Source organism: Streptomyces sp. NBC_00310 (assembly GCF_036208085.1).
Taxonomy (GTDB): domain Bacteria; phylum Actinomycetota; class Actinomycetes; order Streptomycetales; family Streptomycetaceae; genus Streptomyces.
Map to the genome: position 1 here is coordinate 4762487 of NZ_CP130714.1, position 13996 is coordinate 4776482.

At 72.0% G+C, this 13996-nt stretch carries 12 protein-coding genes; 8 read left to right on the forward strand and 4 right to left on the reverse strand.

Going from position 1 to position 13996, the window contains the following annotated elements; translation table 11 throughout:
* The first annotated feature begins 111 nt into the window (after positions 1 to 111).
* From OG202_RS20745 to OG202_RS20760, 4 genes are all read left to right on the forward strand, one after another.
* Entirely contained in the window at positions 112 to 1851 is a 1740-nt protein-coding gene (locus OG202_RS20745; protein ID WP_327729323.1) for a dolichyl-phosphate-mannose--protein mannosyltransferase, read from the forward strand.
* Between the two features lie 139 nt (positions 1852 to 1990).
* Entirely contained in the window at positions 1991 to 2539 is a 549-nt protein-coding gene (locus tag OG202_RS20750; RefSeq protein WP_327729322.1) for a GNAT family N-acetyltransferase, read from the forward strand.
* A gap of 527 nt (positions 2540 to 3066) precedes the next feature.
* Positions 3067 to 4701, forward strand: a complete 1635-nt coding sequence (locus OG202_RS20755; protein WP_328223284.1) for a penicillin-binding transpeptidase domain-containing protein — start codon at positions 3067 to 3069, stop codon at positions 4699 to 4701.
* 351 nt (positions 4702 to 5052) lie between these two features.
* On the forward strand, positions 5053 to 6786 hold the full coding sequence (locus OG202_RS20760; RefSeq protein WP_328223285.1) for a penicillin-binding transpeptidase domain-containing protein: 1734 nt from the start codon (positions 5053 to 5055) through the stop codon (positions 6784 to 6786).
* 226 nt (positions 6787 to 7012) lie between these two features.
* Here the strand turns inward: OG202_RS20760 and OG202_RS20765 are convergent, their stop codons facing one another.
* Positions 7013 to 7654: an RBBP9/YdeN family alpha/beta hydrolase gene (locus OG202_RS20765; RefSeq protein WP_327729319.1), complete on the reverse strand. Its 642-nt coding sequence runs from the start codon at positions 7652 to 7654 to the stop codon at positions 7013 to 7015.
* A 251-nt stretch (positions 7655 to 7905) separates the two neighbouring features.
* Between OG202_RS20765 and OG202_RS20770 the strand changes: the two genes are divergently transcribed.
* The 4 genes from OG202_RS20770 to OG202_RS20785 all read left to right on the forward strand — a co-directional run bounded on the left by OG202_RS20770 (position 7906) and on the right by OG202_RS20785 (position 11107).
* A complete protein-coding gene (locus OG202_RS20770) occupies positions 7906 to 8490 on the forward strand; it encodes a YbaK/EbsC family protein (protein ID WP_328223286.1) in 585 nt (194 codons plus the stop codon).
* Positions 8487 to 9332, forward strand: a complete 846-nt coding sequence (locus tag OG202_RS20775) for a DMT family transporter (RefSeq protein ID WP_326582197.1) — start codon at positions 8487 to 8489, stop codon at positions 9330 to 9332. Before OG202_RS20770 ends, OG202_RS20775 begins: the two co-directional genes overlap by 4 nt.
* Before the next feature lie 80 nt (positions 9333 to 9412).
* Complete coding sequence (locus OG202_RS20780; protein WP_045556434.1) at positions 9413 to 9688, forward strand: DUF1876 domain-containing protein; 276 nt, start codon at positions 9413 to 9415, stop codon at positions 9686 to 9688.
* 237 nt (positions 9689 to 9925) lie between these two features.
* Positions 9926 to 11107: a helix-turn-helix domain-containing protein gene (locus OG202_RS20785; protein WP_328223287.1), complete on the forward strand. Its 1182-nt coding sequence runs from the start codon at positions 9926 to 9928 to the stop codon at positions 11105 to 11107.
* Between the two features lie 169 nt (positions 11108 to 11276).
* On the opposite strand, the gene OG202_RS20790 is transcribed toward OG202_RS20785, so the two are convergent.
* The 3 genes from OG202_RS20790 to OG202_RS20800 form a co-directional block, all read right to left on the reverse strand.
* Positions 11277 to 12449, reverse strand: a complete 1173-nt coding sequence (locus OG202_RS20790; RefSeq protein WP_328223288.1) for a serine hydrolase domain-containing protein — start codon at positions 12447 to 12449, stop codon at positions 11277 to 11279.
* A gap of 118 nt (positions 12450 to 12567) precedes the next feature.
* Positions 12568 to 13026: an organic hydroperoxide resistance protein gene (locus tag OG202_RS20795; protein WP_327729299.1), complete on the reverse strand. Its 459-nt coding sequence runs from the start codon at positions 13024 to 13026 to the stop codon at positions 12568 to 12570.
* A 258-nt stretch (positions 13027 to 13284) separates the two neighbouring features.
* On the reverse strand, positions 13285 to 13758 hold the full coding sequence (locus OG202_RS20800) for a MarR family winged helix-turn-helix transcriptional regulator (protein WP_326582193.1): 474 nt from the start codon (positions 13756 to 13758) through the stop codon (positions 13285 to 13287).
* Positions 13759 to 13996: the final 238 nt, after the last annotated feature.

A 13996-nucleotide genomic window follows, 5' to 3' on the forward strand; every position in this document is an offset into this window, starting at 1 on the left:
GACCGGCCACGCCCCACCCGCCGCCGGGGAACGGCATGCGCCCTGGGCCATCAGGCGCCCCACATCCCCGTCCCACGGGACTCACACAGCGGTGTTCCCTACGATGGCGCGGTGACCAGTACCGCGTCCTCCACGGACACCCGGCAGGACCAGGCCACCGAAGACCAGCGGCCGTCGTGGCAGCACCGCCTGCGCCGATTCGGCTACGCGGCGCCGCCGAGAGGCGACGTCCGCACCCGACTGGTGCCCCCGTACACCCGGCCGAGCCCGCGCGTATGGGCCGTGCTCGGGCTGCGCGAGGAGGTCGCGGGGCGCCTGGTCCGCTGGTCGGCGTGGGGCGGTCCGCTGCTGGTGACGCTGGTCGCGGGGCTGATGCGGTTCTACAACCTGGGCAGCCCGAGGGCGGTGATATTCGACGAGACGTACTACGCCAAGGACGCGTGGGCGATCGTCCACCGCGGATACGAGGTCAACTGGGCCAAGAACGCCAACGAGCTGATCCTCCAGAACAACGGGAACGTTCCGATCCCGACGGACCCGGCGTACGTGGTGCACCCACCGGTCGGCAAGTACGTGATCGGGCTGGGCGAGCTGATGTTCGGGTTCAACCCGTTCGGCTGGCGCTTCATGGCGGCCCTGCTCGGCACGCTGTCCGTGCTGATGCTCTGCCGGATCGGCCGCCGGATCTTCCGCTCGACGTTCCTCGGCTGCCTCGCGGGCGGCCTGATGGCGGTGGACGGCCTGCACTTCGTGATGAGCCGCACGGCGCTGTTGGACCAGGTGCTGATGTTCTTCGTGCTGGCCGCGTTCGGCTGCCTGGTCATCGACCGCGACAAGGCACGAGAACGCCTGGCCGCCGCGCTCCCCCCGGACGGCGACGGAGTCGTACGCCCCAACTCCCTCATCGCCGAGACGACCCGCCTGGGCCCGCGCCCGTACCGCTGGCTGGCCGGCCTCTGCCTGGGCCTGGCCCTCGGCACCAAGTGGAACGCCCTGTACTTCCTGATCTTCTTCGGGATCATGGCGGTGCTCTGGGACTACGCGGCCCGCAAGGTCGCCGGCGCCCGCCGGCCGCTGATCGCCATGCTCCAGCGCGACCTGGGCCTCGCGTTCCTGTCCACGGTCCCGGTCATGATCGTCACGTATCTGGTCTCCTGGACGGGCTGGATCCTCTCCCCGGACGACGGCACCGGCGGCTACTACCGCAACTGGGCCGCGACCGAGGGCAAGGGCGGCTGGTTCAGCTGGCTGCCGGACTGGCTGCGCAGCCTGTGGCACTACGAGCACGCGGTCTACGAGTTCCACATCGGGCTGTCGTCACCGCACACGTACCAGTCGAACCCGTGGAGCTGGATCGTCGTCGGCCGCCCGGTCTCGTACTTCTACGAGTCCCCGTCGCCCGGCAAGGACGGCTGCGCCACCGACACCGCCGACAAGTGCGCCCGCGAGGTCCTGGCCATCGGCACGCCGCTCCTGTGGTGGGCCGCCGCCTTCGCGGTCGTGTACGTCCTGTGGCGCTGGTTCTTCCGCCGCGACTGGCGCGCGGGAGCGATCGCCTGCGGTGTCGCCGCCGGCTACCTCCCCTGGTTCCTCTACCAGGAACGCACGATCTTCTTCTTCTACGCCATCGTCTTCCTCCCCTTCCTCTGCCTCGCCGTCACGATGATGATCGGCGCCATCCTCGGCCCGCCCGGCGCGCCCGAACGCCGCCGAGTGGCCGGCGCCGCCGCCGCCGGCGTCCTCGTCCTCCTCATCACCTGGAACTTCATCTACTTCTGGCCCGTCTTCACGGGCCAGGCCATCCCGATCGACAGCTGGCGGTCGCGGATGTGGCTGGACACCTGGGTCTAGCTGGACCAACGACGACTACGAGGGCGCGGCGGTCTGCCGCGCCCTCGTAGTCGTCGTTGGTCGTTACGTCACTCACCGCGCATCCTTCGGGCTTCAAAACCGTGTGCGAGCGACTGGGACGGGTCCTTACCCTCCGGTCATGGATCTTCGCGAGGAACTTCCGAGCGACAGAGAGTCCGTGCGGGACATCCACCTGCGGGCGTTCGGTGATCACGGCCCTGTCGTGGCCGACCTGGTCGATACCCTGCGGGGCACGATCACGCCCGCGGACGGTCTCTCACTGGTCGCTGAGCTCGACGGGCAGATCGTCGGGCACATCATGTTCACCCGCGGTCTGCTCGACGCCCCTCGGCGACTGGTCGAGGTGCATGTGCTCAGCCCGTTGGCCGTCATGCCCGAGCATCACCGGCGCGGTATCGGCTCGGCCCTGGTCCGGCACGGGCTGAAGACCCTCGCCGAGCGGGCCGTCCCCCTGGTCTTCCTGGAGGGCGATCCGGGCTACTACTCCCGCTTCGGCTTCGCGCCCGGTGACGACCAGGGCTTCCGAAAACCGTCCCTGCGCATTCCGGATGGTGCCTTCCAGGCCCTCGGACTCCCGGGGTACGAGCCATGGATGACAGGGACGCTGGTCTACGCGGAGCCGTTCTGGCGCCACGACGCAGTCGGCCTCCGCGACCCCAGCGCATAGCGCCGCGAGAACCTCTACCCTTTTCGTGCCATGCCGTGTCGTGACGTGACGTGACGTGACGTGTCGTGACGCGCCGTGCCGTGCGGAGCTGGTCCCGACGGCGCGAGGTCGCCAGGCTGTCCGGGGGCAGAACGCGTGCGCGTCCGCCAGATCGAGATCGAGGACGACGAGGACAGCGCCTGCTGCGTGCCAGGGCTTCTCGCCTCGCCTTCCCCGACGGGGCAAACCCACCGCGCCGCCTTCCCCGACCGGGCAACCCACCGCGACGCCCTGCGGACCACCCGCGCCCGATGCCGACCGCGGCCGATATGGCCGGATAACCGGGCGCGCTGGCCTGAACCCGGTTCGTTGGGGTTGCTGGGCTAACAATCAGGGCACGCACAGGAAGCATTTCTCCCACGCGTCACTCCGGCGTGTTTACAGTGAGCCTCGGCAAGCGGTTTCTGAACGTGTTCAAAGGGTTTGGGGGCCGCCTGGCGTAAGGCCATCAGGGCGCGACGGGGTAGGCACGGGGAGAGGGGCGCGGGATGCGCAAGGGGGTCAAGGTCGCCATAGTCGGCGGGGTGTTCGCGGCGATGGTGGGGGGTGCCGGGTACGGCGGGTACAACTTCGTGACGGCGCTCAACGAGAGCGGTGCGGGCCCGGAGAAACGGACCGGGCCGCCGAGCGCGGACGAGGTCCGGGAGACGTCGGAGAAGTTCTTCGCGGCCTGGGAGAAGGGCGACTCGGCCACGGCGTCGTCGTACACGAACAACGCGGTGGACGCGGGGAAGGTGTTCGGCAGCTTCGTCGACACCGCGCGGATCGACGACGTGAAGATCGAGCCGGGCAGACCGACCGGCACCGGCGGCCGGACCGTCCCGTACTCCGTCGAGGCGACGGTGTCGTACCAGGGGAAGAGCAAGGAACTCGCCTACAAGAGCCGGCTGACCGTCGTGCGCGGGAAGACGACCGGGCGGGCGCTGGTCGACTGGCAGCCCTCCGTCGTGCACCCCGAACTGAAGGACGGCGACACGCTGTTCACCGGGGAGGCCGCGGCACCGCCCATCGAGGCCGTGGGCCGGAACGGCGAGGTGCTGACCAAGGAGAAGTACCCCTCCCTGGGACCGATCCTCGACACCCTGCGCGAACGCTACGGCGCCGACGCGGGCGGCACCCCCGGTGTCGAGCTGGGCATCCTGCGCACCACCACGAACGCCGGCGACACCACCCTGCTGACCCTCGCCAAGGGCAGGGCGGGCAAGCTGGAGACCACGATCAGCGCGCGGGCGCAGGCGGCGGCCGAGAAGGCGGTCAAGAAGTACGCCGAGTCGTCCGTGGTCGCCCTGCAGCCCAGCACCGGTCAGGTGCTGGCCGTCGCCAACAACCGCGAGGACGGCTTCAACGCGGCCTTCCAGGGCGAACTCCCGCCCGGCTCCACGATGAAGATCGTCACCGCCGCGATGCTCATCGACAACGGCGTGACCTCCATGAACGGCCCCGCCCCCTGTCCCGACACGGCCACCTGGATGAGCCAGACCTTCAAGAACCTGCCGGGCCTGAAGGCCGACGAGACCCCGAACGCCACGCTCGCCAAGAGTTTCACGCAGTCCTGCAACACGGCCTTCATCAAGCTGATCGACGAGAAGCCGCTCACCGACGCGTCGTTGACCGAGGAGGCGCAGGAGCGGTTCGGGATCGGCCGGGACGACTGGAAGACGGGCATCGTCTCCATGGACGGCAAGGTGCCGCCGTCCGGCGGGCCGAACCGGGCCGCCAACGCCATCGGTCAGGGTGACGTCCTGATGAACCCGTTGAACATGGCGTCGGTGACGTCCACGGCGATCACGGGGCAGTTCCGGCAGCCGTATCTGGTGTCACCGAAGCTGGACGACCGGGAGTTGGCCACGGCGAAGGGTCTGCGGGCCGGCACCTCGTCACAGTTGAAGCAGATGATGAGGCTGACCGCGACGCAGGGGACGGCGGCGACCGTCATGAACGGGCTCAGCGGGGACATCGGGGCGAAGACCGGGTCAGCGGAGATCGACGGGCAGGCCGTGGCCGACAGTTGGTTCACCGGGTTCCGCGGGGATGTGGCGGCGGCGGCGATGTCGGAGGGCGGCGGCCGCGGGGGCGAGTCGGCCGGGCCGATCGTGGTGGAGGTGCTCAAGGCCGGGGGGTGAGCGCCCCGGTCGCGCCATAGGGGTGCGGATCGGTTCCGGGGTGCGGTTGTGTGTGGTTGCGTGTGGTTGCTCGCGCCGTTCCCCGCGCCCCTGAATGACGATCCCGCGCCCCTTGGATGACGATCCTGGGCCCCTTGGCAGGGGGTCCTGCGGGCTGGAAAGCACGGGCGCAGCCACTGCTTTCCAGGGGCGCGGGGCCGTGTCGATGTGCGGCTCCGTCGCGGGGCGCGACCAGCCCCCACCCACCCGCACATATCCTCGGCCGAACCCACGGAGTGATCCGCGGGACTCTAGTGTGGTGGTTCTCGTTGAGGGACGAGAGGCAGCCGGGGGCAGCGGAAGGTCGGGAGCGTGGGTAAGAGAAGGCGTGTCGACGAGCGGAAGGCCGCGAAGTCGGGCAGGTCACGGCGGCACCTGGTGCTGGGCGGCGTGGCGGTCGCCGCCCTCGGTGGCGGAGCGGTCGCCGTGTACACGGTGTTCGGCGCCGGTGCTTCGGCCGACGACGGTTCGGCCGACGCCAAGGCCGTGAAGAGCGGTCCCCTGTCCGCCGGAGAGGTCCGTACGGCCGCGACCACGTTCCTCACCGCCTGGCAGAAGGGCACCGTCACGAAGGCCGCCGCCGCCACGGACGACTCGGCGTCCGCGAAGACCGCGTTGACCGGCTTCACCAAGGACGCCCACATCGAGGACGTCACGCTCACCCGTGGCAAGCGCTCGGGCGACGAGGTGCCGTTCACGGTCAAGGGCACGGTCTCCTACAAGGGCACGGAGAAGCCGCTGACGTACAAGTCCGCCCTCACCGTCGTGCGGGCGGAGAAGGACGGCGAACCCGTCGTCGACTGGCAGCCGTCCGTCGTCCACCCCGACCTCGACGAGGGCGACCGGCTGGTGACCGGCGAGGCGGGAACGCCCCCGGTGAAGGCCCTCGACCGGGACGGCGGCGAACTGACGACGAAGAAGTACCCGTCGCTGGGCTCGGTTCTGGACGGCCTGCGGGAGAAGTACGGCAAGAAGGCGGGCGGCAAGGCGGGCGTCGAGCTGCGGATCGTCCGGGCGGACCCGGCGCAGGACGAGTCGAACGCGTCGGATGGGTCGGCTGGGTCGGACAAGTCGGACGACAAGTCCGCCAAGGAGAAGGCCGCCGACAAGACGCTGCTGGAGCTGAGCGAGGGCACCCCGGGGGAGTTGAAGACGACGCTCAGCCCGGCGCTCCAGGCCGTCGCCGAGGAGAAGGTGGCGGCCACGAAGCGGGCGTCGGTGGTCGTGATGCGGCCCTCGACCGGCGAGATCCTGGCCGCGGCGAACTCCAGCAGCTTCAACGTGGCGTTCCAGGGCTCGCTCGCCCCCGGCTCCACGATGAAGATCGTGTCGTCGGCGCTGCTCATCGACAAGGGCCTGGCCTCGGCGGACAAGGTCCACCCGTGCCCCAAGTTCTCGTCGTACGGCGGCTGGAAGTTCCAGAACGACGACAAGTTCCAGATCAAGAACGGCACGTTCAAGGCGAGCTTCGCGCGCTCCTGCAACACCGCCTTCATCTCCCAGGCGAAGAAGCTGGACGACAACTCCCTGACCCAGGAGGCCCAGCAGGTCTTCGGGCTCGGCCTGAACAACTGGGCGATCGGCGTGTCCAGCTTCGACGGCGCGGTGCCGGTGCAGAGCGACGCCCCGATGGCGGCCTCGCTGATCGGCCAGGGCGGGGTGCGGATGAATCCGCTGAACATGGCGTCGGTGGTGTCGACGGCCAAGACGGGCGTCTTCAAGCAGCCCTATCTGGTCGCGCCGTCCGTCGACGGCCGCACCCTCGCGACCGCCACCCGGCCCATGTCCGCCACCGTCCGCTCCCAGCTCACCGAACTCCTGCGGTACACCGCCGCGGCCGGTACGGCGGCCGAGGCGATGTCGGGCCTCGGCCCCGACTACGGCGCCAAGACGGGCTCCGCCGAGGTCGACGGCCAGAAGGAGCCCAACGGCTGGTTCACCGCCTGGAAGGGCGACCTGGCCTCCGCCGGAGTCGTCCAGCAGGGCGGCCACGGCAGCGAGTCGGCGGGCCCGATCGTGGCGGCGCTGCTGAAGGCCGGCAGCTGAGGACGACGGCTGCCTACGGGCGGCTGACGGTCGGCGGCTGCCTACGGGCCACTGACGGTCGGCGGCTGTCCACGGGCCACTGACGATGGGCGGCTGACCGTCGGCGGCTGACGGTCGGCGGCTGACGATGGGCGGCTGACGGTCGACGGCTGACGGTCGACGGTCGACGGTCGACGGTCGACGGCTGACGATGGGCCACTGACGGCCGGCAGCTGATCCCAGCCGGTCACGTACGGCCGAGGACGGGGGCCTTCTCGTACGACTCGGGTGACGGGTCCAGGCACCAGTCGAACACCGACGGCCAGGAACCGTAGCCCGCGTCCAGGTCGAGATGGGCCTCGCCCGGCAGTACGTCGGCGGGCAGGCCCAGCGGTTCGGCGTAGACGACGGCCGCGCCGCCGGGGCAGTACGGGTCGTTGTCGGTGCCGACGACCCGGGTGTACGAGGCGGCCAGGGCCAGCCGCGCGGGCGTCAGCGGCGGCGGGGCGAACTCGGCGACCTCCGGGTGCTCCAGGAGGACCTCCGGGGCGGGCGGGGCGACGAGGAGCACGCGGTCGACGGGGCCGGACAGGACGTCGTCCCGCGCCACCGCGTGCAGCCACAGCAGGCAGGCCAGGCTGTGGCAGACCACCGTGATCCGCCGGTCCGCCAACTCGCCCAGCAGCGCGTCCAGTTCCGCCAGCCACCGCTCCAGGTCCGGGTCGTCCGCCTCCGGCAGCCGCGGGTACGCCACCTCGTGGCCCAGGTCGGTGAGGCGGTCGGCCAGCCAGTGCTGCCAGTGGGCGGCCGGGCGGTGGTTCTGCCAGCCGTGGAGGATGAGGAAGGCGCGGGTGCCGTCGGCGGGCGGGGTAGGCGGAGTCTCTGTCATCCCCCGATCGTCAGCGAAACGGATCAGTCGGTCCAGTGCGTCTCTGTGGCTGGATGGGTTGTTCGTCGGGTGCGGGTCCGGTGGGGCTTCTCGCGCAGTTCCCCGCGCCCCTGAAAGCCCAGGCCCCTGCGGGCCTGGAAGGCGACGGGCAGGTGGGCGCGGGCCGCGACCAGCCCCACCCACCCGCACCCGCCGTACCACCTCGACAACCCGGTCGCATGGCGGGTACACCCACCGCTAGCGTGCCCGCCATGACCAACGACGCACAGGACACCGAGGGCTCCGGAGCCCACCCCCGTTTCGCCGAGGCGCTCACCGCGCTGGGTCTGGGCGAACTGCACGCCGAGATCCGCCGGTTCCCGGAGGCCACCCGGACCGCGGCGGAGGCGGCCACCGCGCTCGGCTGCGAGTTGAGCGCGATCTGCAAGTCGCTGATCTTCGCGGCGGACGGCGTCCCGGTGCTGGTGCTCATGGACGGCGCGTCGAGGGTGGACGTGGAGCTGGTCCGGCGTGAACTCGGCGCCGAGAAGGTCACCCGGGCCCGCGCCGACGTCGTACGGGAGACGACCGGGTACGCGATCGGCGGGGTCCCGCCCTTCGGACACCGGACGAGGACCCGCGTCCTCGCGGACCGCTCGCTCCTCGACCACGCCACGGTGTGGGCGGCGGCCGGCACCCCGTACACCGTCTTCCCCATGGATCCCAAGGCGCTGATCGCCCACGCGGGCGCCACCCTGGTGGACGTCCGGGAGGCCGCAGACACCGCAGACACCGCAGCCACCGCAGACGCCGCACGCACTGCAGACGCCGAGGGCACCCCCGAGCGGAACGCGTGACGCCGGTCGTCACCGCGGCGGTGCTGCTCGCCGCGGTCACCCACGCCAGCTGGAACGCGATCGCTCACAAGATCACGGACAAGCTCGTCGGCTTCGCCCTGATATCCGGCGGCGGCGCGCTGATCGGGTTCGCGATGGTGCCGTTCGTGCCACTCCCGGAGGCGGGCGCGTGGCCGTATCTGATCGCCTCGGCGGTCATCCACCTCGTGTACTACGTGCTGCTGATGACGTCCTTCCGGCTGGGCGACTTCGGCCAGGCGTACCCCATCGCGCGCGGCTCCGCGCCCCTCGTCGTCACCGTCCTCGCCGCGGTCTTCGCGCACGAGGTGCCGGACGGCTGGGCGGCGGCGGGCATCCTGCTGAGCTGCGCCGGGCTGACCGGGGTCGCGCTGTGGGGGCTGCGCGGCGACCGGCCGCACTGGGCGGCGATCGGGGCGGCGCTGGCCACGGGCCTGTCGATCGCCTCGTACACGGTCGTGGACGGCCTCGGCGTACGGGCCTCCGGGTCCGCCCTGGGCTACATCGCCTGGCTGATGGCCCTGGAGGGGCTCGCGATCCCCGCGTACGCGGTCTGGAGGTGGCGCGGCGGGACGGTCGCCCTGCTCCGGCCGTTCGCCGCCGTGGGCCTGCTCGGCGCCGCGCTGTCGGTGGCGGCGTACGGGCTGGTCCTGTGGGCCCAGACGAAGGCGGAGTTGGCCCCCATCGCGGCCCTGCGGGAGTCGTCGATCATCGTGGGGGCGGCGATCGGGGCGGTGTTCTTCAAGGAGCGGTTCGGGGCGCCGCGGATCGTGGCGGCGGGGCTGGTGGTGGTGGGGATCGGGCTGATGCTGCGGGCCGGGTAGACGCGTCGCGTGCCGGCCAGGCCGTGCGTCCGCGGCCGCGGAGGAGCACTCTGGAAAGAGCGGTTCCGGAGGTGATCGTCATGATGAAAACCGCTGTCGGATGGCACATCGAGCTGGAGTTCCAGGAGGACGATCAGCGCACACGGGCGGCGGCCCTCGTACGGCTCCCCGACGGGAAGGAAGTACGCGCCAACGGCTACGCCAGCCGCCACCAGACCGACTCCAATCAACCCCGGGTCGGCGAGGAGATAGCCGGGGCGAGGGCACTGAACGAGCTCGCCATGAAGCTCCTCACCAAGGCCCACGACGAGATAGACGAGGCATCGGGCCGGACGTCCCACCCGATAGCCCTCTGAGCACGGGCACGGGCACGAGCACGGCCGACGTCGACCGCGGCCCACCCGTCCGCCCCGGCCCGCACAGCCCCGCACAGCCGCGGGCAGTCGTGCCGCTGGGGCGGCACGGGTGGGCGCGGTGGGCGCGGTGGGCGCGGTGGGCCCGCAGGCGCCGTGAGCGCCGGTGAGCCATCCCCGCCCGGCCGCGGCCTTCGGGTGCCCAACAGCCGGAGTACGGCGCTGTGGTTGACTGGCCCCGTGTTGCACGAGTCGGTCTTCCGGTCCGTGGACCTCCCGGTGGACGCCCGGTTCGAGGCCTGGGCGGAGCTGCTGCGGCAGACGCACGCGCCCATGGGCCTGGTCCCCCTCCCGCAGTCGCGACCCGGCCCCGCCGACGACTACTACGCCCACCAACGCCTCATCCCCCTCGGCGACGTGACGATCTGGCCCGCCACCTTCGACCCGATCGTCTTCCGCCGCACCCCGAAGATGATCCGCCAGTCCGACCCGGAGACGTTCCACCTGTCCCTTCTCCTCCAGGGCGAGGGCGCCGCCACCTGGGGCAGACAGCAGGTCGCGTACGAGGCGCAGGACTTCCACGTCAACTGCACCTCGATGGCGTACGAGATCCTCACCGGCACCGACCCGGTCACCACCGTCGGCCTCGAAATACCCCGCTCACTCGTCGCCCTGCCCGCGCGCAGGGCGGACCAGGTGATCGGCAGCCGCCTGTCGGGCCGGGAGGGCGTCGGCGCGCTGCTCGCGCAGTTCCTGATGCAGCTGGCGGCGGACACGGCCCCGTACCGGCCCGCCGACGCGCCCCGCCTCGGCACGGTCGTCGCCGACCTGATCACCGCGCTCTTCGCCCACGCCGCCGACACGGAGCCCCGTCTGACCCCGGAGGCCCATGGGCGGACGCTGCTCCTGAACATCAAGGCGTTCATACGGCGGCACCTGGGCGATCCCGACCTCACCCCCACGGCCATCGCCGACGTCCACCACATCTCACGCAGCTATCTGCACCGGCTCTTCCAGGCGGAGGGCCTGACCGTCGCCGCCTACGTCCGCGACCAGCGGCTGCGCAACGCGCACCGCGACCTCACCGACCCCGACCCGGTGCTGCGGGCCACGCCGATCCACGCGATCGGGGCGCGCTGGGGGTTTCCGCGCGCGGCCGAGTTCAGCCGGGCGTTCCGGGCGGCGTACGGGATGCCGCCGGGTGAGCTGCGGCGAACAGTGGACGCGTTGCCAAGTGAGAGTGGACCGTCAGCCAACGACAGCGGGCGGAATTCCGCGCATCCTGGAGATCGCCGCCGCGGCGGGCGGCCGTCCGGATCTCCGGGATCGGGCCAGGACACCAGCGGGGGAGCCCTGGGCCGGTCCGGCCGCTCGTCCGCGACGGCCGCTCCGCGGGGCGCGGCCTCCGGGTACGCCTCCTAGCCAGGGGCACCTGCCAGACCCGGGGCACCTCCCAGCCCTGGGACACCTGCCAGCCGGGGGCACCTGCCAGCCGGGGCGCGCTCCCGCCGGGCGGCTTCGGGCCTTGCGGCTTCGGGCCGGGCGGGGCTGGTTCCGCGGTTCCCTGCGCCGCTGAGGACCGGAGCGCCCTCTAGCCCAGCGCCTCCCTCACCGCCCGCACCAGCGCCTGAGCCCTCGGGTCCGCCGTCACCGACTTGCGGTAGCCGTTCGTGATGTAGCCGAGGGCGAGGCCGGAGTCGGGGTCGGCGAAGCCGAGGGGGCCGCCTCGGCCGGGGTGGCCGAAGGAGCCCGGGGCCAGCAGCGGGGAGGCGGTGCCGTGGAGCATGTAGCCCAGGCCGAAGCGGCTGTTGATGACGAGGACGCGGTCGGGGCCGGAGGATTCCTCGGCGCGGGCCGCCTCCAGGGTCGCCGGGCCGAACAGCCGTACGCCGTCGACCTCGCCGATGAGCGCCGCGTAGAAGCGGGCCAGGCCGTCCGCCGTGGCGATGCCGTTGGTCGCGGGGAGCGCGGACGCGCGGTACGCGGGGTCGTTCTGGTCGGGGAACGGCGTGATCGCGGCGAAGGCGCGACGCGTGAGGGAGTCCGGGTCGTCGTAGGCCGCGGTGACCGACCGCTTGGCGCGGACCCGCAGGCCGCCCGTGGGTTCGGGCGCCGACTCCAGCCGGCCCGCGCGGCCGACCCGGCCCGCCGCCGCCACCGAGTCCGGCAGCCCCAGCCACAGGTCCGACTCCAGGCCCAGCGGGGCGGCGATGTCCGACGCGATCCACTCGCCGGTCCCCCGGCCGGTCACGCGGCGGACCAGTTCGTCGAGCATCCAGCCGTACGTCAGGGGGTGGTACCCGTGGGCGGTGCCGGGCTCCCATGCGGGGGACTGCGCGGCGACGGCCTCGGGGCCCCGGCGCGGGTCCAGCGCCTCGCCGGGGGTGAGGGGACGGTCGAGGACGGGAAGCCCGGCCTGGTGGTTGAGCACCTGCCTCACCAGCACCCGGTCCTTGCCGCGCGCCTTGAACTCCGGCCAGTACCGGCCCACCGGCGCGTCGAGGTCCAGCTCGCCGCGCTCGGCCAGCAGCAACGGCACGGCGGCGGCGACGCCCTTGGTCGCCGAGCGCATGATCTGGGCGGTGCCGTGCTGCCAGGGCTCGCCGCCGTCGACGTCCCGGGTGCCGGCCCACAGGTCGACGACCTTGCGGCCGTGCCGGTAGACCACGACCGCCGCGCCCCGCTCGCCCAGCGCCTCGAAGTTGCGCACGAACGCGGCCCGCACCGGCTCGAAGCCCTCGGCGACCGTACCGTTCACGTCCACGCCGGTGCTCCCTGTCCGTTCACTCACCACGACGACTCACTCCCACGACGACGGGTGCAACGTACACGCACGGCCCCGGATTCCTCGGCCCGGGGCCGCTTCGGCCGCCTCGGCCGCCTCAGCCCAGCACGATCGTGACGTCGATGTTGTCGCGGGTCGCGTTCGAGTACGGGCAGACCTGGTGGGCCGCGTCGACGAGCTTGGCCGCGATGTCCTGGTCGAGGACCGGGAGGGAGACGCTGAGGGCGACGGCGAGGCCGTAACCGCGCTGCTTGTTGGGGCCGATGCCGACCTTCGCGGCGACGGTGGAGCCGGTCAGGTCGTAGCCCGCGCGGCGGCCGACGAGGACCAGCGCGTTGTGGAAACAGGAGCTGTACCCGGCGGCGAACAGCTGCTCGGGGTTGGTGCCGTTGCCGTCGCCGCCCATCGCCGGCGGCATCGCGACCTTGAGGTCGATCTGGCCGTCCAGGCTGCTGATGTAGCCGTCCCGGCCGCCGTGCGCGGTGGCCTCGGCGACGTACATGATCTTCGTCGGACGAGTATCGGAAAGGGTCTCCCCCGCGGCGTCGTCAGTCATTCCCTTGGCCTCCCCCAGGACGAGCGCGTGGCCTCCCCAGGACAGGCGCGCACGAATACATCGTGCACAAGGTACCGGCTGGTAGGTGCCTATCGGTTACCCGGGGGCAGTAACCACGGGTAACACAAGGTCACCGCCGATCCGGGGAAGGGGAGAGGGAGATGGAGATGGAGGGGCCGACCGGTCACCCTCGCTCGCCCCCTTCCCCTCGACCTCACCATCGCCCTCGCCCTCGCCCTCGCCCTCGCCCTCGCCCGCTCAGCGGCCCGCCGCCTTCGTCGCCCGCGCCGTCAGCTGCCACAGCTCCTCCCGCAGCCGGACCACCTCGGGGCCGTGGAGTCCGGTGGCGGCGGTCAGGGTGGCGGGGACGGCCGCCGCGCGGTCGCGGAGCTGTTCGCCGCGCCCGGTGAGAGCGATCCGCACCGAACGCTCGTCCCGCGGCGACCGCTCCCGGCGCAGCAGCCCGGCCGACTCCAGCCGCTTCAGCAGCGGCGAGACCGTGCCGTAGTCGAGCCGCAGGGCGCCCGCGAGTTCCTTGACGGTGGTCTCGCCTCGCTCCCAGAGGGAGAGCATGACCAGGTACTGCGGGTAGGTGAGGCCGAGTTCGTCGAGCAGTGGGCGGTACGCGGCGGTGACCGCGCGCTGTGCCGCGTACAGCGCGAAGCACAACTGCTCGTCGAGGAGTAGCGAACCGTGCCGTTGCGCATCCGCTTGATTCGTCACGGGGGCCATTGTTGCGGATGTTCGCGTGGGCCGGTCGGGGCGAGTGTGGTTGTCCGCGGGTCCGGTGGGGCTTCTCGCGCAGTTCCCCGCGCCCCTGAAAGACCAGGCCCTGCGGGCCTGGAAGGCGACGGGCCGGGGGCCTGAAAGGCCACGGCCCCGCGGCCCCGTGGGCCTCGGCCCCGTGGGCCGGGGGCCGGGGGCCGGGGGCCGGGGGCCGGGGGCCGGGGGCCGTGGGCCGGGGGCCGTG

Coding starts and splice junctions, on each gene's coding strand:
- OG202_RS20800 (WP_326582193.1), bottom strand. CDS start 13,758: ATGGCCCCCGTGACGAATCAAGCGGATGCGCAACGGCACGGTTCGCTA.
- OG202_RS20780 (WP_045556434.1), top strand. CDS start 9,413: ATGATGAAAACCGCTGTCGGATGGCACATCGAGCTGGAGTTCCAGGAG.
- OG202_RS20795 (WP_327729299.1), bottom strand. CDS start 13,026: ATGACTGACGACGCCGCGGGGGAGACCCTTTCCGATACTCGTCCGACG.
- OG202_RS20765 (WP_327729319.1), bottom strand. CDS start 7,654: ATGACAGAGACTCCGCCTACCCCGCCCGCCGACGGCACCCGCGCCTTC.
- OG202_RS20750 (WP_327729322.1), top strand. CDS start 1,991: ATGGATCTTCGCGAGGAACTTCCGAGCGACAGAGAGTCCGTGCGGGAC.
- OG202_RS20755 (WP_328223284.1), top strand. CDS start 3,067: ATGCGCAAGGGGGTCAAGGTCGCCATAGTCGGCGGGGTGTTCGCGGCG.
- OG202_RS20770 (WP_328223286.1), top strand. CDS start 7,906: ATGACCAACGACGCACAGGACACCGAGGGCTCCGGAGCCCACCCCCGT.